Genomic DNA, 19541 nt, shown 5'->3' on the forward strand with positions numbered 1-19541 from the left:
TCCTTATTTTAAATCCATGTCAGTAAATCGGGACGTTCAGCTTTTATAAAATGGTGTTCATTTAAACTTAAAACCTGAGCTTCATTTCCAACTAAACGTAAAGTCGTGAGGCTTGTATTGGTAATTGCCCAATTCAAAGCAAAAGTTCGATTAGGGCTCAGTTCAAGCAGCTTGCCAATTGCTACCGAAATCACACCACCCGAGGTAAAAACGACTGCATAACGAGGTTTGTTTTTTGCTAACTCATCACAAAGTTGCTGTAGTGCCGTTTCGACTCTTTCTTTAAAGTGTGGCCAAGACTCATCATATTCATGATGAAAATCGCCGTCGGTCCATCGTTCAATCGCACCTTCAAAGATTTTGGCAAGATACGCGCGAGGGTTATGCTCTTTTGCGACATCGGCTTTTAACAGTTCAGGCTGTTCAAAACGCGGCTCATAACGGGCAAAAACCTGCTGATGATTAAACTCATTCCATAAATTATTATGATGAATCACCGCATCTGGAAAGCATTCATTGAGTGCGAGCTTTGCAGTTTGCTCGTGGCGCTGCATGGTTCCTGCAACCACATAAGGTTGTTCTTTCAATATTTGCTTAAAATATTGGCCTAACAAAGTCGCCTGAGCTTCACCATTTTCAGACAACTCATCATAATTACTTTTACCAAATGATGCCTGACCATGTCTTACCAGATAAATTGTGGTCATCTTCTTAAAATACCCTGTATTTTCTGTAGAGATTGCTGAGCAAATTCCGATTCTTGCAATTTTTGCTGGGCGATAAGTTTTAAAGCTCTGATATGTAGTGCATGAATCACTATCCAGAAATCTTTAAAAGCAGGGTTTCTTGTTTGTTTATGGTAATAACGGTAATAGATTTGCTGGGCAATCACTGCTAAACGGAATACACCAAACACTTCATAAAAAGTCCAGTTTTGAGGCTCCAGACCAGTTTTTTGCAAATAATAGTCAACAACTTCTTTGCGAGAGAACATTCCCTTTAAGTGAGTAGGCTGACGACGTGTCGATCTAAAAATCATATTATCCGTAGGCTCAACCCAATAGGCCAAAGCACTACCTAAATCCATTAAAGGATCACCCAAAGTCGCCATTTCCCAATCCAGCACTCCAATCACTTCAGTTGGATGTTCTGGATCTAAAATCACGTTATCAAAACGCCAATCATTGTGAATAATACAAGTTGTAGAATCTTGAGGGATATTATCGTTTAGCCATTTTCGAACATATTTAAATGAAGGAACGTTGATTGTGCGGACTTTTTCATAGCGTTTATCCCAACCTTCAACTTGTCTACGGCAATATCCTGTACCTTTACCTAGTTCAGCTAAAGGCGTGTTCTCATAAGGAACTTGATGTAGCTCGATCAACTTATCAATAACGTTTACACAAAGCTCATGAACATCATCTTCATTAAAACCAAGCTCAGGCGGTAATTTTGCACGAGGAATAATGCCTTCAATGCGTTCCATGACATAAAAATCACAGCCAATGACCGATTCATCCTGACAAAGTGCAACCATTTTAGGAAGCACTGGATAATAAGGGGCAAGATTTTTCTGCACCATATATTCACGGGCCATATCGTGGGCTGACTTCGCTTTTGTTCCTTTTGGGGGACGTCGCAAAATTAAATCGGTATTTTCATATTTTAAACGATAAGTCCAATTCGACGCCCCGCCCGTATATTGAGTAACGACTGCTGGACCAACCAACTCAACACCTTGGTTTTTTAACCAGTTCTCAACTGCCCCAATATCAAGCTCTTCACCTTCACGTACTTCACCGCCTACATCAATTACCGACATATTCACTTCCTTTAAACTTATACTTTCTTATGACGACCATAACCACGTTTGGCCAACTCTAATTTGGCAATCATGCCTTTATGTACTTCATCTGGACCATCAGCTAAACGTAAACTGCGTGCTTGAGCAAAGAAACCTGTTAATGGTGTATCTCTTGAAACGCCCGCACCGCCATGTAGCTGAATCGCCATATCGACTACTTTTTCTAATACGCTTGGAGCGACCACTTTAATTGCAGATATTTCTGTTAAAGCGGCCATATTTCCTAAAGTATCCATTTTATAAGCAGCATACAAGGTTAAAAGTCTGGCTTGATCTATGGCTACCCGCGCATCGGCTACACGCTCTAGGTTTCCGCCGAGTTTTAGAATTTCTTTGCCAAACGCCGTTCTAGACATGCCTCTATCAATCATAAGCTCTAGTGCTTTTTCAGCAGCTCCGATACAGCGCATACAATGATGAATACGCCCCGGCCCTAAACGACCTTGTGCAATTTCAAAACCTTGACCCGCTCCACCAATAAAGTTTTCAATAGGCACTCGAACATTATTAAAGTGAACCTCACCGTGTCCATGTGGCGCATCATAGTCACCAAACACAGGTAACATCCGTTGAATTTCTACACCCGCCGTATCAATCGGTACTAAAACCATAGAGTGTTGATAATGGCGGTCTTTAGTTTCATCTGGAGTATGGGCCATAAAAATAATGACTTTAGCATTTGGGTCACCTAAACCAGACGACCACCATTTTTTGCCATTTAAAACAATTTCATTACCGTCAATGAGTGCGGTCGCTTGCATATTGGTGGCATCACTTGATGCAACATCTGGTTCAGTCATGCAAAAAACAGAGCGAATTTTTCCATCCAATAAAGGCTCTAACCATTGTTGTTTTTGCTGTTCACTGCCATAGCGCCATAACACTTCCATATTTCCCGTATCTGGTGCATTACAGTTAAAAACCGTGGGCGCCAATAAACTACGACCAGTCAATTCAGCAATATGTGCATATTCTTGAACTGATAACCCTGCACCTAGCTTTTCATCGGGTAAAAACATATTCCAAAGGCCTGCCTGTTTAGCTTTAGATTTTAGAGTTTCTAAAAGCTCGGGCCACTGCCATTTTTTCCAGTTTCCATCTGGATTTAACTCATGAACTTCTTCCCAAAATTTTGCTTCGACAGGTTCTATTTCTTCTTGAATAAATTTTTTAGTTCGCTCAGCAAAATCCTGAGCTTTTTTTGAGAGTTCAAACATTCTTTTTCCTTTACATCATTATCTGGTCTTTACATCAACATAACTTGAAACTTAATATGAATGAAATGATTTTATTAAATAATGCATCATGAATAATATTCATAACCTACATGGTCTAGACTTAAGTTTTTTTCACCGAATTGATATTAATTTATATCCGCTTTTTATCGCGATTTATGAGCAAAAAAGTATTTCAAATGCGGCAAGTAGTCTCAATATTACGCAATCGGCAGCAAGTCATGCTTTGCAACGATTACGTCAACAACTAGAAGATGAAGTATTTATACGTGTAGGCAATAAAATGTCTGCAACGCCTTTTGCAGAACAGATTTATCCAACTGTTAAGCAAGCACTTTTAACCATTCAAAATATTAGCCAACAGAGACATGTGTTCGACCCAACCAGTTTAAAAAGCTTAAAAATCGCCGTGCATGATGAAATTGAGCCAATTATTCTTCCAAGATTGGCTCAACATTTTCAAAATCTTAATTTAGATTTGCAGTTTGTCAGTATGAAGCTAGATCGAAAACATATTATGGCAGACTTAGCGACACAGCAGCTCGATTTCGTGATTGATCTAGAACAATACTTATCTCCAAAAATTACCTTTGATCATTTGGTCACAGATGAGTTCGTTATTTGCAGCCAACTTAAAGAAGTCGATTTAGCTAGTTATATCAGTGGACGGCACATTGGTGTTTCATCACGCCGTACGGGCGCTTTACTTGAAGATATTTATTTAAACCAACACCAAAAAATTTCAAGAAATGTATTTATGCGCTGTCAAAACTACTCAACGGCGTTACAAGTTTTGGGAGCCCAAGCCGACGCAATACTTACCATGCCCCGTATGATTTTGCAGCATTTATCTTATAGTCCTGAGATTCGGTTACATTCTCTACCTTTTGAGATGACCAATATTAAAATGGGTATGTTTTGGCACGAAGATTTAAGGGATAATTTAAGACATCAATTTTTGCGACATGAAATTATTAAACTTTTTCAGTAAAGCGAATTGATCTATTAAGCTTCTATCGTACAAGGACCAGTAATGAGTAAAGATGAACGGATAATCCAGAATCAGGACAACAAAAAAACGATTCGTCATGAAGATTACATTGCTGGCATCGGTAAAGGCATGGCGATTTTAGATAGCTTTAGTAGTAATCAACATCGTTTAAACATTTCTATGGCTGCTGAAAAAACTGGGCTTACCCGAGCGGCAGCAAGACGCCATTTATTAACTTTAGAATATTTAGGGTATCTTGAATCAGATGGCCACTATTACTATTTAACCCCTAAAGTACTCAAATTTTCAGGAGCTTATTTAGGTGCAGCTCAGCTTCCAAAAGTATCTCAACCTTTATTAAATCTTCTAACTAACCAAACCTCTCTCATTTATTCGGTGATGGTACTTGATGGTTATGAAGCCATTACGATTGCCCGTAGTGCCGCGCATCAACAAACCGACCGCGTAAATCCATATGGTTTGCATTTGGGTAACCGCTTACCTGCTCATGCAACCTCGGCGGGTAAAATTTTACTGGCACATTTAAGCCAAGAAGAACAATTGGACTGGCTCCAAAAATATCCGCTTCAGCGTTTAACTAAATATACGCATGTCGAAAATGATAAATTTTTAGAGTTACTCAAAGAAATCCGAGAACAAGATTGGTGTTATTCACGTGAAGAGCATGAATTAGGTGTTCATGCGCTCGCCGTACCGATTTATGGACAAGACTTTAAAGTAGTTGCTGCCTTAAATATTGTTTCTCCAACCATGAGAACAACTGAAGAATATTTAATTCAACATATTTTGCCGCTATTGCAAGAGACTGCGCGGGATTTAAGACAAGTTCTCTAAATATTACTTAGGCTATTTCCATAAGATTAATTTTATTTTTGCTTAGGCTATTTCTAAAAGTAATTAAATGGGATTTTTAAATAGCGGATGCCATTCGCTTCAGGTTCCGGAAAATTTCCACCGTTCATATTAATTTGAATTGAAGGCAGAATTAATTTTGGCATTGCCAAAGTAGCATCTCTTTCTTGACGCATTTTTATGAATGATTCTTTGGAAACTCGTCGATTTAAATGGATATTGCTTTGCTTTTGAGTTTTTATATCTGTTTGACAGATATATTCGTCACGGCCTTCAGGCTTATAGTCATGGCATAAGAACATACGCATGTCGTCGGGAAGTGTATAAAGTTTTTGTACCGAATCATAAAGTGCAGCAGCACTTCCTTTAGGAAAGTCGCATCTGGCCGAACCATAATCGGGCATAAATAAAGTATCCCCGACAAAAACAGCATCACCAATCACATAGCTTAAGCAAGCAGGTGTATGCCCTGGTGTAGGAATGTTATAGGCATCTATTTCCCCTATTTTGAAATGTTCATAATCTTCAAATAGATAATCAAAAGGTTGATTTTCATTAAATTTCTTAAAATCAAAATTATAAATAGCCGAAAATGTTTCTTGTACTACCGAGATTTTTTGACTAATCGCAATTGTACCGCCCAATTTAGATTTTAAATATTGAGCCGCAGTCATATGGTCCGCATGTACATGGGTTTCTAAAATCCATTGTACTTTGAAGTTTTGCGCCAAGACATAATCGACGATCAGATCAGCATTAGTTGTTTTTGTAGTGGCCGAAGCAGCATCATAGTCAAGCACACTATCAATAATTGCGCATTGACGAGTCGCTAAATCTGCAACAACATAGCTAAAAGTATTGGTATTTTCATCAAAAAAATCTTTTACTAGAGGTTGTTGCATAGCTTTAATTTCCTTTATTTAAAATTCGGTAAATAAACATTCCTACTAACATCGCGACAATAAAATAAAGCGCTTCAAAATGTCCTAATCCAATAAGAGTTAAAGCGGGCGCTGGACATATACCTGCTATTCCCCAGCCTATACCGAAAATAAAAGCACCCACAATTAACCTTTGGTCAATCTGTGTATTTGTTGGTAATTGAATTTGCTCATTAAAAATGGTTTTTGGTTTTTTAATAGCCCTTTGAAACGGAATAAATGCCACAGCAATAGCACCTAGCATCACAAACATTAAGCTAATATCCCATTGCCCAAAAATATCTAGAAACCCTAAAACCTTTGCAGGGTTAGACATACCAGAAATCATTAACCCCAATGAAAACAAACCACCAAATATAAAAGCAAAGATATTTTTCATAAGATTACCCCAGCACATGGCGAATGATATAAACAGTCAGCATGCCAGCAAACATAAAAACTGCGGTCGCTATTATTGAGCGTTTTGATAGCCTGCTCATTCCACAAATGCCATGCCCACTTGTACAGCCTGATCCAAGTCGTGTACCAAAACCAACAAGTAACCCTGCCAGAATAAGTACAAATGAATTGGCTTTAATTTCGATTTCAGGCTGATAGAAATAACCATATATGAAAGGTGTAATCACGAGTCCTGCTATGAACCAGAATGCAGAACTTTTAAATATATCTCTAGATGGGCTAATGAATTGAGCAAGCAAACCACTAATTCCAGCTATACGACCATTTATATATAAATACCCAACTGTTGCAATACCGAGTAATAAACCACCCACAAAGGCATAGACAATACTTGACATATAAGCACTCTTAACAATATATGTTTTTATAATCTGTATTATACGCTGATTCTTTTAGAAATACTTAATATAAAACTTTTAAGTTTATAATTCTTCTTAACAAGAAAAAGCCCCAAGATTTTGAGGCTTTTATCATTAAATTAGATCTTTAATGCCTAATTGTTCAGGTAATTTTTCCATAACTTTATTTAATCTATTATTTGCTGGAGAGATACAACCTGTGTAATGGCTTAATTTTGTTTCTGTACCATTTGGTTGAATCCAGGTGATGTAATAGCTAGGCATATCGGTCGCAGTTTGCTGACAACCTGCAGTTTTAGATTGGGTTCCTGTTTGCGGACGATAAGTTTTTAATTCATCAGCAAGCTTTTGATAATCTTTTACGCTACCTTGAATTTCTTTAACGCCAATTGCTTTTGTATATTGCTTACCTTCAAAACGAATTAAACCTGTAGGTGTTACTTCTACTGAGTAAATTGGGCATGCGCCGAAACATGGACTAGAAGCATAACGAATGGTTTCTTGTGTATTAGGTGCTTGTTGAACAGAAGCACAACCCATTAAAGCCAAACCGGATAAAGTTGCAAGAACTAAAAATCTCATTACATCACCTATTATTATCAAGTGGCATTAATCTAACAAATCATATGCAAATTGTCATTAAAGACTCATTTTTCATAGTTTATTTGCTATTACTTAGGCTATTTTTAGTTATCAAGAAAATTAAAATATAAAGCACATAAAAAAAGGCCCATCGTTAGATGAGCCTTAAGCCAATTAAAGCTTAAATTCCTGAAATACAAATTATTACTGGGTAGTAATAACCTGCGCCGACCATTCTATCTTAATGCAATACATTATTTAAATATAATATAAGTATATATTTACGCTCGTTTTTCCAACAAAAAAAACCTGTTTTTTAGAGTTAAAAACTCAATAATGTTTATTTTTAATTAAAATTCACAACTTTAAGTTAAACAAAACTTAATAAATTTTGAAATTTTATTTATAGGTAAAACATTATAAAAAAATGCTTAATAGTTCGGCTATATCTAGTGTTCAGGATGAATCAATTATAGGAATATTTTAAGTTTAGCAATAACTTCAAGCACTTTTTTACTATTTGGTAAAGCTATCTCACTAAAATTACAGAATTTACGCAAACACTCTAATAGAAAAAAGATATTAAAAAAAATAAGGGCAAAAGAAAATTTATCCTTTTGCCCTCTTTCATTATTTCTCTAAACTATATGCGATCACATAATCACCATGGTCTGGAGACTGTCGTGCACCACCCGCGGTAACCACAACATATTGTTTACCTGTTTTAGGTGAAACATAGCTGATTGGTGTACCTTGACTACCTACTGGCATACGTGACTTCCACAGCTCTTTACCTGTAGATGAATCAAAAGCACGCAAGTAATAATCTTGAGTTGCAGCAAAGAAGACTAAGCCACCTTGAGTTGCCATTGGCCCACCAATAGTTGGCATACCAATCGGTGCTTTCAAGCCCATCTTAATACCAAGTGGTCCAGTGTCCTCAACTGTACCAAGTGGTACTTGCCATGCAACCTGACGAGTTTTCATGTCAATTGCTGTCATGGTACCAAACGGTGGTTTTTGACAAGGAATACTTAAAGCGGACATAAAGCGGTTTTTATTCACTTTATATGGTGTACCTTTCATTGGTACAGCACCCATACCTGTATTTACTTTTTCGCCACCACTCGCCTGAATCTTAATATCTTCAGGTGTTTGTTTAATGAGTTGAACCCATAAACCAAGACGCATATCGTTTACGAACATGTAACGATGTGTCGGGTCAAAAGCAATACTACCCCAGTTCATGCCACCTAAAGAACCAGGGAAGCTTAATGAAACATCAGTACCCGGTGCGGTAAATAAACCTTCGTAACGCATTGACTTAAAGTTAATACGACACATCAGTTGGTCAAACGGCGTCGCACCCCACATATCTGACTCAGTTAAAGTCTGATTACCGATTTGAGGCATTTCAACAGAACGCGGTTGAGTTAAGCTATATTGCTCACCCGGAATATTTGCCGCTTTCACTGGTTGTTCAATCACTTTAGTTAGCGGTTTACCAGTTACGCGGTCAAGGACAAAGAATTGACCTGATTTGGTTCCAATCACAACAGCTGGCTTAGTCGTACCATCTTTTAATGGAAAGTCGACTAGACTTGGTTGCATTGGTAAGTCAAAGTCCCATAAGTCATTATGAACAGTTTGATATACCCACTTTTCTTTACCTGTTGTCGCATCAAGTGCCAAAACAGAAGTATTGTATTTGTGATCTAACGGATTACGGTTACCACCCCAAATGTCAACAGATGAACTACCCATCGGTAGGAACACTGTATTCATTTGTGGATCATATGACATTGCAGCCCAAGAGTTTGCCGAACTACGTTTATAGGTTTCACCCGGTTTAAGAACATAGTTAGGATCTGGATTACGCGGGTCAAATGCCCAGCGAAGTTTACCCGTAATCACGTCATAACCACGTATTACACCACCCGGCATATCTGCTGCCACGTTGTCGGCAATACGGCTACCCACCACAATAGTTGTTCCAGCAATAGTCGGTGCAGAAGTCACTTCAAAACGTGGAGCCTTAGTCCCACCGCCTAGGCCTTCGAGTAGATCAACCGTTCCATTTACACCAAAGTCCGCACAGCGCTGACCATTATCTGCATTGACTGCAATTAAACGGCCATCTGGCGTATTGGTATATACACGGCGTGGACAGGCTGTGTTGCTGGCAACAGTATTGACCGGAGTTGCACCAGCTAAAGTTGGTTGCACCAGTGGTTTAGTTGAATCGAAGTATGCAACACCACGGCAGCGTTCCCAAGCATCGGCTGTAGAGTTCACCTCAGCTTTCCAGAGTTGTTTGCCCGAGTCGGCATCTATTGCAAAAATGTTGTTATGTGGCGTACATAAAAAGACTTTATTTCCAACTTGTAGCGGCGTCATTTGGTCTTCGGCACCATTACCGCTACCCGTTGTAAAATCACCTGTTCTAAAGCGCCAAGCTTCTTTTAGTTTATGAACGTTATCTCGGTTAATTTGATCGAGAGCAACAAAGCGACTACCACCCGCATCATTTCCATAATTTTCCCAATTCACCTGTTTTTTAGATGGGTCAACTGGTACTAAAGGTAGTTTTTCACCTGAGCTTGCTACTGTTGGATGCGGTTGGAACATTTGATAGAGCGCAATCAACATTCCCACAACAACTAAGCCACCTACGGCATAGGCTGAAGATGCCAAACTAGTTTGAAATTGGTAGCGTCGAATTGAAGGTAAGGTAAATAACAACGCAGCAAAAAGACCAGCAGGAAACATTAAGCGCGAGAATAACGGCCAAAACTCCCATCCAGCATCAATGAGTGACCAAATTACGGTACCAACAAAAACAGCCGCAAAAATCCAGACGCCCAGCGCTTTTTTTCGGAAAATACTAATTGCTGAAATGGTTATAAACAGTCCTGAGATAAGGAAATACCAGGAACCACCGAGAGATACTAGCTTTCCACCGCCCACGATATAAAAAATACCAGTAGCCAATAAAGCTAAACCTAAAATAAAACACCATATTTTGAATAAGATATGAAACTTAGAATCTGACTCAGACATAGATCCTACTCCACATATACTGAACCCGAATAGTTCAAGCATTTTGGCCAGTTAAACTATGTCTAACCAGCCATCAATATTATTAAAAATTAACTTTTACACTCAGGCCTGCCACCCAAGCATCATCGACTTCTTTCACACCAGCAGGTTGATGGATATATTGAATGTTTGGACGTAACATGACGGCCGGAGACCATTGATAGGTATAGTTCAACTCGACATTTAACTCGTCGTCTTGAATTGGAATATAGTCAGATGCAATCGGATCATAGCTATAGTATCCGCGGCTTTCGTTTGTCGCGATCTGTTTATCTTTAGCACGATCATTGACTACATAATTGGCAATACCAAAGCCAATCGAATCATTTGGACGGCTATCAAACGGTCCCTTATACCAAAGAGCAAGCTGTTGCGTACTTTGAACAAAAGTCGTTGCTTTATCATTTACAACGCTGTTAAAACTGACATATAAACCGCGTTTCGGATCTTGGCCGGCATGGCTAAGTTGTTGCTGTGCATTAATCCAGAAGCTTTGTTTTCCGTCATGCACTTTACCCGCAGTTTTAATATCATTTGCTTCTGCGGTTGAGTACAGCGCACCTACTTTATATTCACCCGGTAAACCATTAAAAGCAGCAAGTTTTGGTTTCCATGCAAGTTCAACTGGTATGGTAGCACCCTTGACGTTATTCATATCCAGATTAAAACCATCACTGTTTGATTCAGTTTTAATATTGTCTAGATTGACCTCATACACACCAACACCTAAAGTCCATTCAGGTGCAAACTGATATTTAACGTTTGTAGCCCAAACACCGACTGGTGAGTTATACCAAATTGAACCAATTGATTTTCCTAACTGCCCACCGCAAAGCAATAAGTTCTGAAACTCACATTGAGAACTATTAAAGTCCTCTGACATTCCCATACGACCAAATTTGACCTGTACAGTATTATCAACAAAGCCCTTCTTCACCCATGCTTGGGATAAACGCCAAATTTTCCCGCGACCATAAATTTCTTGAGCATTGCCCAATTGGCTAGAACGTGGGTCTTTAATACGCTCAAGAGTTAATGCATTGCCGTCACGTTTAGTCACGACTAGGCTCGCTGTTGTATCTTTCCAACCAGCAATTTTTTCTAAATCTAGGTTTGCACCTAAAGAAAGTTGTGCAGCATTTTCAAAAGTATTGCTGTCGTTGTAACCACCATTTAAATTTGTGGCACTTTGGCTCATAATAGAAGCCGTAAATTTATAGCCCTGCTGCTCTAATTGCTGGCGTTTTCCATTCCAGTCGCCTAGCAACCATTGACGGTCTTGTGACCATGGCTCATTTGCAAGTGCAAATTGGCTGCCCAATACAGCAATTGTTAGCACACTCAGTTTCATTACATTTGGCATTTCAAGTCCCTTTTGTCTTTTCTGAAATGCGCCCCTGTTTTGAGGCGCCTTATTTTTTGTTATTTAACTTGCACAAACCCGAGCTCAGATGTAGCACCGAAGCGATCAGTCACATTTGCTGTAATTGAGGCAACTTTGACTGTTGGTTTCCAATTGGCTTTTGCTTTACCTTCGGTATCTGTAGCTACTGTTATTGTTCCTAAATATTGCTCAGCTTCTTTTGATGCTGCATTTTGGTTGCCAAAAAACTCAACTTGATAGCGCTGGTTTGGTAAACCATTAACTTCTACTGTAACTGAACCTTTATTCGCTGTTAACTTAGGAGCTTTAATACCCTGATTCGGCTGAGCATTACAGTCCTGTTGATTTGGCTGAGTACATGTCTTTTGAAGCTTAGATGGTTCAATCACCACACCACCACCACGAGAACCAACAAACCCTTCATGCTCAAGTGCAGGTACTCCAAATACAATTGCCCCTAAACGCTGATCTGGTACACATGAACCACCTGCTTCACAACGTTTAATATCTTTACCATTGTCCCAAATCAGGTTTTTAGTCAATGTAATTCTTGCATTTGCGTCTTTTTCAGAGCGAATGGCTACACCAATACGGTTACCATGTACTTTATTGCTATCAAGAATGTTGCCATCACCCGTCATATTGAAACCAATCGAGTTATTGGTCATTTCGTTATAGGCGATATAGTTACGTTTGCCCCAGTTAATCTGTAAGCCATCTGAATAGTTTTCGAATTTATTACCAACTACGGCATTGTCATTACCCCACAAAATTTCAATACCTTGTGATGGTTCTGGATTTGCTTTGGTTGAAACAAAATGGTTATTCGCAATTAAGTTAAATGCTGCACCACGTGTCAGTTCTAAGCCATCACCATTGTCTTGGAAAATGTTATCTAAGACTTTGTTGTTATTAGTCGTGGTTGCAGTTGGGTTACCTTTACCATCATCACCCGTCAACATAACACCAGCACCACCATAGTTATTACTAATACGGTTGTGTTGAATAAGGTTATTGCTTGAACGGTTAATCAATACCCCAATACAGAAACGATGAATGTCTAAACCTTTTAAAGTGACATTGTTGACGTCACGTAATACCAACCCCGGTAAAGTCATAGTACGTACATTGGTGCCGTACTGCTCAGGGTTTGCACCTGGACAAGCTTTTGCACCTTCGCCTTTAATATAGTTTGAACCATCAATTGCGATGTATTCGCCAGTTTTATCCCACTGAGTACCAATGATTTTGACAGGTGCTTTAATTTCAGGAAGTGCACTATTTAATTTAATCGCATAAGGCGCTTTGCCTACTGCTTGAATCAAAATTTCGCTAGCTTCGCTTGGGTTTGCATTGGCTTGTTCAATTGCCCAGCGTAAAGAGCCTTTATTGCTATCGTCTTGATAACGGTCAACCACATAAGTTTGAGCCGCAGCTATGCCTGAAACCATCAAACCTAATGCAAGAGTAGTTAAACGTAATGTATTCATTTCATCATATCCTTATGATTTACGGGTTTGTTGGTTGAACGGTTTGTAAAATCTGTTTGAGCTTAGTCACATCAATTTGACCCGGTGCAGAAGCCTGACCAATCATGCCAAAGCTATAACTTCCGCCCATATTGGCAGTCGCAACACGAGAAATCGTACCTAATTGCCCCATCGACATTGTCAATAATGGCTTAGTGGTTTGCTGGCTTACTTTTAAAGTTGCGTTCATTAAAGTGAAGACATCTTGTTTAGATTTAGGCATTACAGCAATTTTGAGAACATCTGCGCCCATTTGATCTTGTTTTAACAAGCGTTTTTCAATTTCATCTTGGCTTGGTGTTTTTTGGAAGTCGTGATTAGACATGACAACAAGCACTTTCTTTTGATGTGCTTTTTGAACAATTTCTGAAACTACTTTTTGATCACGGAACATTTCAACATCTAACCAGTCCATGAACGGATTTTTTAAATAAGCCTGATAAGTCTTACCATAATCAGCATCACTAATTTCAAGCTGACTCCCTTCGTTTTTTGTACGAATAGTGGCAATCATTGGCTTATTGCCTAAAATCTTTTTCAACTCATGGCCCAAGGCAATCACTTGTTTTGTATCGCTGGCAAAGCTTAATAAATCGATACGGAACTCTGCTAAATCAGCATCTGCCGTATTTGCAATGACTTGAGCTTGTGCCAATGCTTGTTCTTTAGTTTTTGCGGTAATCGGAACAATCGTTTTAACGGCTGTAGCGGCAGGTTGTGCCTGAGCAGCTAAAGCAACAGGTTCAGCATTTACCTGTGCAGTAAAAAATGGGAGTGCAAGCAAACTTAGGCTTAATAATGTTTTCATGTTCATAGGTTCATCCTTAAAAAGGCTACACGCATCCTTGAATAATCAGGTGTAGCCTTAGGTGTTTCTTAAATATCAAAAAATACAGTTTCGTCATCGCCTTGAATACGAATATCAAAGCGGTAAACAACTTCACCATTTTCTTCAAAACGTTTCGCAATAAGTGTTTGGCGACGTGGTGCCCATTCAATGCTATTTAGAATTGGATCGTTAGCATTTGCCTCTGCTTCATCTTCAAAATAAACTCGTGTATGAAGACCCAAGTTAATACCGCGAGCGAAAATGACTAATGCAATATGAGGTGCTTGAGTTGAACCTTTACGGCCTGCTGTCGCGCCCGGCTTAATTGTATTAAAGCTCCAAACACCCGTTTCAAAGTCTGCACCTGTACGGCCCCAACCTTGAAATGCCGGATCAGCTTTTTGCTCACGCGTATCTGCCTGACTTGGATAAATACCATTTGCGTCGGCCTGCCAAATCTCAATGAGTACATCACGTAGCGGTAAACCTAATCCGTCAAACACTTGACCTTCAAGACGAATACGCTCACCTTTGGTTTGGTCTTGAACCAACTGGTTATTAAAGTTGTTTTCAAAAACTTCAATACCGGCCTGTTGTGGCAATAAACCAATGTGAACGTAAGGACCACCTGTTTGAGATGGAGTTTCTTTTAATTCCTGAAAATTCCAGTTGTTCATGCTCGTGCTCCCGATTAAGTCAAATCATTTTCGAAGTAAGTCGCTCGACGTCCACGTAAAGTGATGTCAAAACGGTAACAACGGCTATCTGCTTCGATAAAGTTATTTTTATCTTCTAGTGCAATCAAGGCACGACGTTGATCTTCAGAAGGAATCGTTTTTAAGATCGGGCAAGTGTCAATGAGCGTATCTCCTTCAAAATAAAACTGCGAAATCAGACGCTGCGCCCAACCATCAGCAATTAAAGAGAAATGAATATGAGCTGGACGCCATTCATTAATACGGTTACGCCATGGATATGGACCCGGTTTAATGGTACGGAAAATATAAAAACCGTTTTCATCAGTTAAGGTACGACCACACCCACCAAAGTTAGGGTCCATTGCACCAATAAACTTATCGTTTGGATGGCGGTAACGACCAGAAGCATTGGCTTGCCATACTTCTAGAAGTGCATTTTTTACAGGACGACCAAATTGGTCACGAACATAGCCATGAACAATGACACGCTCACCAATTGGCAAACCATCTTTGGCATAGTTCAAAATCAAATCGTTATCTTTTGGGCCAAACAGATTTGAAGAAAAATGCGGCGCAGTGACTTCTGTTAAAGTCTCATTAATTGAGATCAATGCATTTTTTGGCGAACGTAATACACTTGTTTTATAACCTGGCGTATACGCTGGTGGATGATCATCTGTATTACGTTGGGCGTAAGCACCCCAGCTATGTTGTGACATCTTTATCTCCTTAATCCTGTTCTTTCGCTGCAATTGGGTTTACTTCTATCCCCAACTCTTTAAAGACTTCTTCAGCCATATGCATTGCAGCGTTTGCAGCAGGTAAACCCGCATAGAGTGAACTGTGTAAGATCAGCTCTTTTAAATCTTCTTTAGTTACACCGTTGTTGAAACAAGCACGTAAATGCATGCGTAGTTCATCTTCGCGGCCCAGTGCCAATAAAATTGCGATAGTCACTAAACTACGGGTATGACGTGGTAAGCCTGGGCGAGACCACACTTCACCCCATGCATAACGGCTAATAAAATTTTGGAAATCCTGGTTAAAGTCATTTAGGTTCTGCAAAGACCGACCAACATGTTTTTCACCCAAAACTTCAGTCCGCACCTCAATGCCTTGTTTATAGCGTTGTTCATCATTCATTGTGATAGACCTCTATTAAGTTGCATCGGTATGCGCAACAATTGATTTAATAAATACCGCAACAGCAGCAGCGGTCGCTGGAATGAGTAATAAACTAAGAATGGCGGTAAACGACCAATCATTACCGAGTAACACAGCTCCAATCCACGCACCAAATACCGCACCAAAACGCCCAATACCCGTCATCCAAGACACACCAGTTGCGCGGCACTGAGTTGGATAGAAGCGTGCACTTAACGCCGGCATCGAAGATTGCGCACCATTAATGGCGATACCCGCACAAAGTACCAATACTGCAAGTAAGGTTGAGTTGCCTAAGCTTTGACCGACAGCAATTGCAAATAGACCTGCGGCAAAGTAGAAAATGGCGATAACTCGGTTCGGGTTGAATTTGTCCATTGCCCAACCAATAAACAATGCACTCACCACACCACCGAACTGGAACAAACCGCCAATAAATGCAGCGCGCTCCATCGAAGCACCTGTTTCACGCATAAGTGTTGGTAACCAACTTGTTAGCAAGTAAACAACCACGAGTCCCATGAAGTAAGTCACCCAAAGCAAAACCGTACCTTTGGCATATGGCTTAGAAAACATAATTCCAAAGACATTTTTCTTTTGAACAACTTCTGTTTTTTCTTCAGGCACATGAAATGCTGTCGCATTTTGAATCTGTGCTGGTGCAATATGGTTTAAGATTTTGCGTACTTTTTCTGGATTCTTGCCTTTCACAATTAAAAAGCGGTAAGACTCAGGTAACACCAAAATCACTAAAATCATTAAAATTAAAGGTGACCAGCCGCCGAGCAAAAATAAACTATGCCAACCGTAGGTCGGGATCAGCCAACTGCTAATAAAACCACCTGTAGCCATACCCAAGTTGTAGCCACAGAACATACATGTCACGAGTAATGAGCGAATGCGGGTTGGACAGTACTCAGAAAATAAAGTGGTCGCATTCGGCATAGCTGCGCCAAGCCCAATACCTGTCAAAAACCGTAAAACGACAAGACTATCCAAGTTGGTTGCATAAGCAGATGCCAAGGTGAACCCACCAAATACAAGCATCGAAAAGGCTAAAACAATTTTGCGGCCAAAGCGGTCAGCTGTCGGGCCAGAAACTAAAGCTCCAATAATCATTCCACCAAGTGCAGCACTCATCACTGGTCCTAACTGAGAGCGATCTACGCCCCAGTCCTGAGCCAATGCTGGAGCGATAAAACCCATTGCAGCTGTATCAATACCATCAGTAAAAATAATTAAGAAACAGATGATTGCGATCATCCATTGATATTTACTAAGTGGAGCATCATTAATCAGTGCTTGAGCATCGATGCTTTTGCTTGGTGTAGCGTAATCCTGAGACGCCATACTTGCCTCCTTAAGGCCAATTCCTTTTAAATTACTAAGCGATTAGATTTGCTGAATAAATCTAGTCAATTCCTGAGTAAATCTTTGTGGTTGCTCAATATTAGAAAGATGGGATGCTTCGAGTTTTGCAAGCTGACTGTTATTAATCGCCTTCTGCATAAATTCGGCATCTGCTACTGTCGTTACCGGATCTTCTGTTCCTGCAATCAGTAGCGTTGGAATTTGGATTTGTGCAATTTCATTTCTCAAATCGGCATACGCTAAAGCGCGACATGCATTGGCATAACCTTGTGCTGGCGTGTTTGCGAGACTTTGAATCGTTGTCTGTGCAACCACATTATGCTGATAGTCAAATTTTTCACTGAACCAGCGGGTATGGGTAGTTTTAACTAGCTCGGCTAAACCATTTTTTTCTACCGATTCAGCACGACTTAACCAAGCCTCGGTTTGACCAATTTTGGCTGCTGAGTTCGCAACTGTAATGCTATTAAAACGATTTGGATGATGAATACCCAACCACAGCCCTGTAATTCCGCCCATTGAAATGCCGCAAAAATGAGCTTTTTCAATATTCAAGGCATCTAAAATATCAACAACATCTTCAGCTAAGTTTTGCAATGTGGTGTCACTAATTACATCACTTTCACCATGACCACGTGTGTCGTATGTAATGACATTAAAATGACTTTTTAATTCATTCAGCTGAGATTGCCACATACCATGGTCTGTTCCTAATGAATTAGAAAACACAAGTACAGGAGCATCTTTTAGACAATCTGTATAAACTGCTAACTGTTTTCCTTGACGATTGCTAATAGTCTGTTTCACTTTGACTCTCCTTGTGCTTCTTTCAAAACCGCATCAATCTGTTGCTGAATATTGCCTAAATAGTTTTCTGGTTTGAAAATATTCCTTATCTCTTCTTGGCTAAACTGCCCTTTTACTTCATCTAGTTGGCTAACAACATCAAACAAATGCTGGTTTTGTGCTACTGCTGTTTTACATGCAGCTTCAACCAAATGATGAGCATTTAAACGTCCAATCTTGGGTGCAAGTGCCATCATCACCGCTTCTGCCATAATTAACCCGTTGGTACACTCAAGGTTCTGTTGCATATGCTCAGCATTAACTTCAAAACCTTGTAGAACTTCACCAGTACGGCTTAATGCTCCAGCACAAAGCTGAAAGATTTCTGGAATTGCTAACCACTCTGCATGCCATGCACCTAAGCTACGTTCATGTTCCTGTACCATGCTTTGATAAATGCTAGACATCAGTGCTGGTACACGATTCGCCGCGGCCAATACGGATGCTGCCGCAACTGGATTACGCTTATGCGGCATGGTCGATGAACCACCACGACCCTTTGCGGTTGGCTCAAACAACTCTGCAATTTCAGTTTGCATCATGAGTGACCAATCCCGTGCCATCTTGCCCGTATTCCCGACAATCATGCCAAGCACACTTGCAATTTCTACAATACGATCACGCTCACCATGCCATGTACTTGTTGGTACAGTCAGATTCAGTTGCTTCGCAAATGCGCTGACCACAAGCGAACCTTGGTCTTGCAAAGAAGCTAATGAACCCACAGCACCGCCTAACTGAGCAGTGAGCACACGTGATTTCATAGCTTGTATACGGTCTAAATCACGTTTAAATGCAGAAGCCCAACGAGCAAGTTTATGCCCTAAGGTAATTGGTAAAGCTTGCTGTAACCATGTACGCCCAATCATGACTTGATGGCGATATTGTTTAGCTTGGTGTAATGCTGTGGTGTAGCACTGTTGAAGTTGACCTTCCACAATATTCAACGCATCACGGCATTGCAAAATACAAGCTGTGTCTAAAATATCCTGACTGGTTGCTCCCCAATGCACATAACGCGAAGCATCTTCATCAGTATCTTTAACAATTGCCGTAAGCTGTTTTACAAATGGAATTGCGATATTCCCAGCTAAGCCAGTTGCTACCGCCAAAGCCGAAAAGTCAAACTTTTCTAACGCCTGTTCAGCTACTTGGGCAATGGTATTTGCTGCATTTTGAGGAATCACGCCAACTTGTGCCTGCGCTTGGGCTAACGCAACTTCAACCTGAATCATGTAGGTGATTAAAGATGAATCACTAAAGATTTCAGTGACGTCTTTTTGGTAAAACAAGCTGGCATATAACTGGCTCATG

Annotated in this window: 19 protein-coding genes; 2 read left to right on the forward strand and 17 right to left on the reverse strand. The window is 40.0% G+C overall.

Annotation, left to right across the window (positions count from 1 at the left end; translation table 11 throughout):
* Window positions 1–8 precede the first annotated feature (8 nt).
* Genes EG365_RS18555 through EG365_RS18565 form a run of 3 tightly spaced genes read right to left on the reverse strand, consistent with a single transcriptional unit; the run spans window position 9 to window position 3084 of the window.
* The gene (locus tag EG365_RS18555; RefSeq protein ID WP_000208322.1) at window positions 9–707 is read right to left on the reverse strand and encodes a histidine phosphatase family protein; all 699 of its coding nucleotides are present in this window, start codon (window positions 705–707) and stop codon (window positions 9–11) included.
* Window positions 704–1825 carry a phosphotransferase family protein gene (locus tag EG365_RS18560; protein ID WP_000110882.1) on the reverse strand — a complete coding sequence of 374 codons (1122 nt, stop codon included), beginning with the start codon at window positions 1823–1825 and terminating at the stop codon, window positions 704–706. The genes EG365_RS18555 and EG365_RS18560 overlap by 4 nt, the downstream gene beginning before the upstream one ends.
* Before the next feature lie 17 nt (window positions 1826–1842).
* Entirely contained in the window at window positions 1843–3084 is a 1242-nt protein-coding gene (locus EG365_RS18565) for an acyl-CoA dehydrogenase family protein (protein WP_000462463.1), read from the reverse strand.
* Window positions 3085–3172: 88 nt separating this feature from the next.
* Between EG365_RS18565 and EG365_RS18570 the strand changes: the two genes are divergently transcribed.
* Both EG365_RS18570 and pcaU read left to right on the forward strand, forming a co-directional pair.
* Window positions 3173–4093 carry a LysR family transcriptional regulator gene (locus EG365_RS18570; RefSeq protein ID WP_001059569.1) on the forward strand — a complete coding sequence of 307 codons (921 nt, stop codon included), beginning with the start codon at window positions 3173–3175 and terminating at the stop codon, window positions 4091–4093.
* 42 nt (window positions 4094–4135) lie between these two features.
* Entirely contained in the window at window positions 4136–4948 is an 813-nt protein-coding gene (pcaU, locus tag EG365_RS18575; RefSeq protein WP_000030961.1) for an IclR family transcriptional regulator PcaU, read from the forward strand.
* 53 nt (window positions 4949–5001) lie between these two features.
* On the opposite strand, the gene EG365_RS18580 is transcribed toward pcaU, so the two are convergent.
* The 14 genes from EG365_RS18580 to EG365_RS18645 all read right to left on the reverse strand — a co-directional run bounded on the left by EG365_RS18580 (window position 5002) and on the right by EG365_RS18645 (window position 19540).
* Window positions 5002–5868, reverse strand: coding sequence for an MBL fold metallo-hydrolase (locus tag EG365_RS18580; protein WP_001187023.1), 867 nt, complete (start codon window positions 5866–5868; stop codon window positions 5002–5004).
* A gap of 4 nt (window positions 5869–5872) precedes the next feature.
* Window positions 5873–6286, reverse strand: coding sequence for a DUF6691 family protein (locus EG365_RS18585; RefSeq protein WP_000789128.1), 414 nt, complete (start codon window positions 6284–6286; stop codon window positions 5873–5875).
* A 4-nt stretch (window positions 6287–6290) separates the two neighbouring features.
* Entirely contained in the window at window positions 6291–6704 is a 414-nt protein-coding gene (locus EG365_RS18590) for a YeeE/YedE family protein (RefSeq protein ID WP_000095339.1), read from the reverse strand.
* Between the two features lie 135 nt (window positions 6705–6839).
* On the reverse strand, window positions 6840–7307 hold the full coding sequence (locus EG365_RS18595) for a DUF6438 domain-containing protein (RefSeq protein ID WP_001211835.1): 468 nt from the start codon (window positions 7305–7307) through the stop codon (window positions 6840–6842).
* Window positions 7308–7937: 630 nt separating this feature from the next.
* The gene (locus tag EG365_RS18600; protein ID WP_000004234.1) at window positions 7938–10367 is read right to left on the reverse strand and encodes a glucose/quinate/shikimate family membrane-bound PQQ-dependent dehydrogenase; all 2430 of its coding nucleotides are present in this window, start codon (window positions 10365–10367) and stop codon (window positions 7938–7940) included.
* 82 nt (window positions 10368–10449) lie between these two features.
* A complete protein-coding gene (locus tag EG365_RS18605; RefSeq protein ID WP_001134254.1) occupies window positions 10450–11769 on the reverse strand; it encodes a carbohydrate porin in 1320 nt (439 codons plus the stop codon).
* Between the two features lie 59 nt (window positions 11770–11828).
* The gene (locus EG365_RS18610) at window positions 11829–13280 is read right to left on the reverse strand and encodes a right-handed parallel beta-helix repeat-containing protein (protein ID WP_001094713.1); all 1452 of its coding nucleotides are present in this window, start codon (window positions 13278–13280) and stop codon (window positions 11829–11831) included.
* Between the two features lie 19 nt (window positions 13281–13299).
* Window positions 13300–14127: a type I 3-dehydroquinate dehydratase gene (aroD, locus tag EG365_RS18615; RefSeq protein ID WP_014462804.1), complete on the reverse strand. Its 828-nt coding sequence runs from the start codon at window positions 14125–14127 to the stop codon at window positions 13300–13302.
* Between the two features lie 68 nt (window positions 14128–14195).
* Window positions 14196–14825, reverse strand: coding sequence for a protocatechuate 3,4-dioxygenase subunit alpha (gene pcaG / locus EG365_RS18620; protein ID WP_001067206.1), 630 nt, complete (start codon window positions 14823–14825; stop codon window positions 14196–14198).
* Between the two features lie 14 nt (window positions 14826–14839).
* Complete coding sequence (gene pcaH, locus EG365_RS18625; RefSeq protein ID WP_000077912.1) at window positions 14840–15565, reverse strand: protocatechuate 3,4-dioxygenase subunit beta; 726 nt, start codon at window positions 15563–15565, stop codon at window positions 14840–14842.
* Between the two features lie 10 nt (window positions 15566–15575).
* Window positions 15576–15989, reverse strand: a complete 414-nt coding sequence (gene pcaC / locus EG365_RS18630) for a 4-carboxymuconolactone decarboxylase (protein ID WP_000997505.1) — start codon at window positions 15987–15989, stop codon at window positions 15576–15578.
* A gap of 15 nt (window positions 15990–16004) precedes the next feature.
* The gene (locus EG365_RS18635; protein WP_000168125.1) at window positions 16005–17360 is read right to left on the reverse strand and encodes an MFS transporter; all 1356 of its coding nucleotides are present in this window, start codon (window positions 17358–17360) and stop codon (window positions 16005–16007) included.
* 42 nt (window positions 17361–17402) lie between these two features.
* The gene (gene pcaD, locus EG365_RS18640) at window positions 17403–18188 is read right to left on the reverse strand and encodes a 3-oxoadipate enol-lactonase (RefSeq protein WP_000814777.1); all 786 of its coding nucleotides are present in this window, start codon (window positions 18186–18188) and stop codon (window positions 17403–17405) included.
* On the reverse strand, window positions 18185–19540 hold the full coding sequence (locus EG365_RS18645; RefSeq protein WP_000080989.1) for a 3-carboxy-cis,cis-muconate cycloisomerase: 1356 nt from the start codon (window positions 19538–19540) through the stop codon (window positions 18185–18187). Before EG365_RS18645 ends, pcaD begins: the two co-directional genes overlap by 4 nt.
* Window position 19541: the final 1 nt, after the last annotated feature.

This window comes from Acinetobacter sp. FDAARGOS_494 (assembly GCF_003812225.1).
GTDB classification, from domain to species: Bacteria; Pseudomonadota; Gammaproteobacteria; order Pseudomonadales; family Moraxellaceae; genus Acinetobacter; species Acinetobacter baumannii.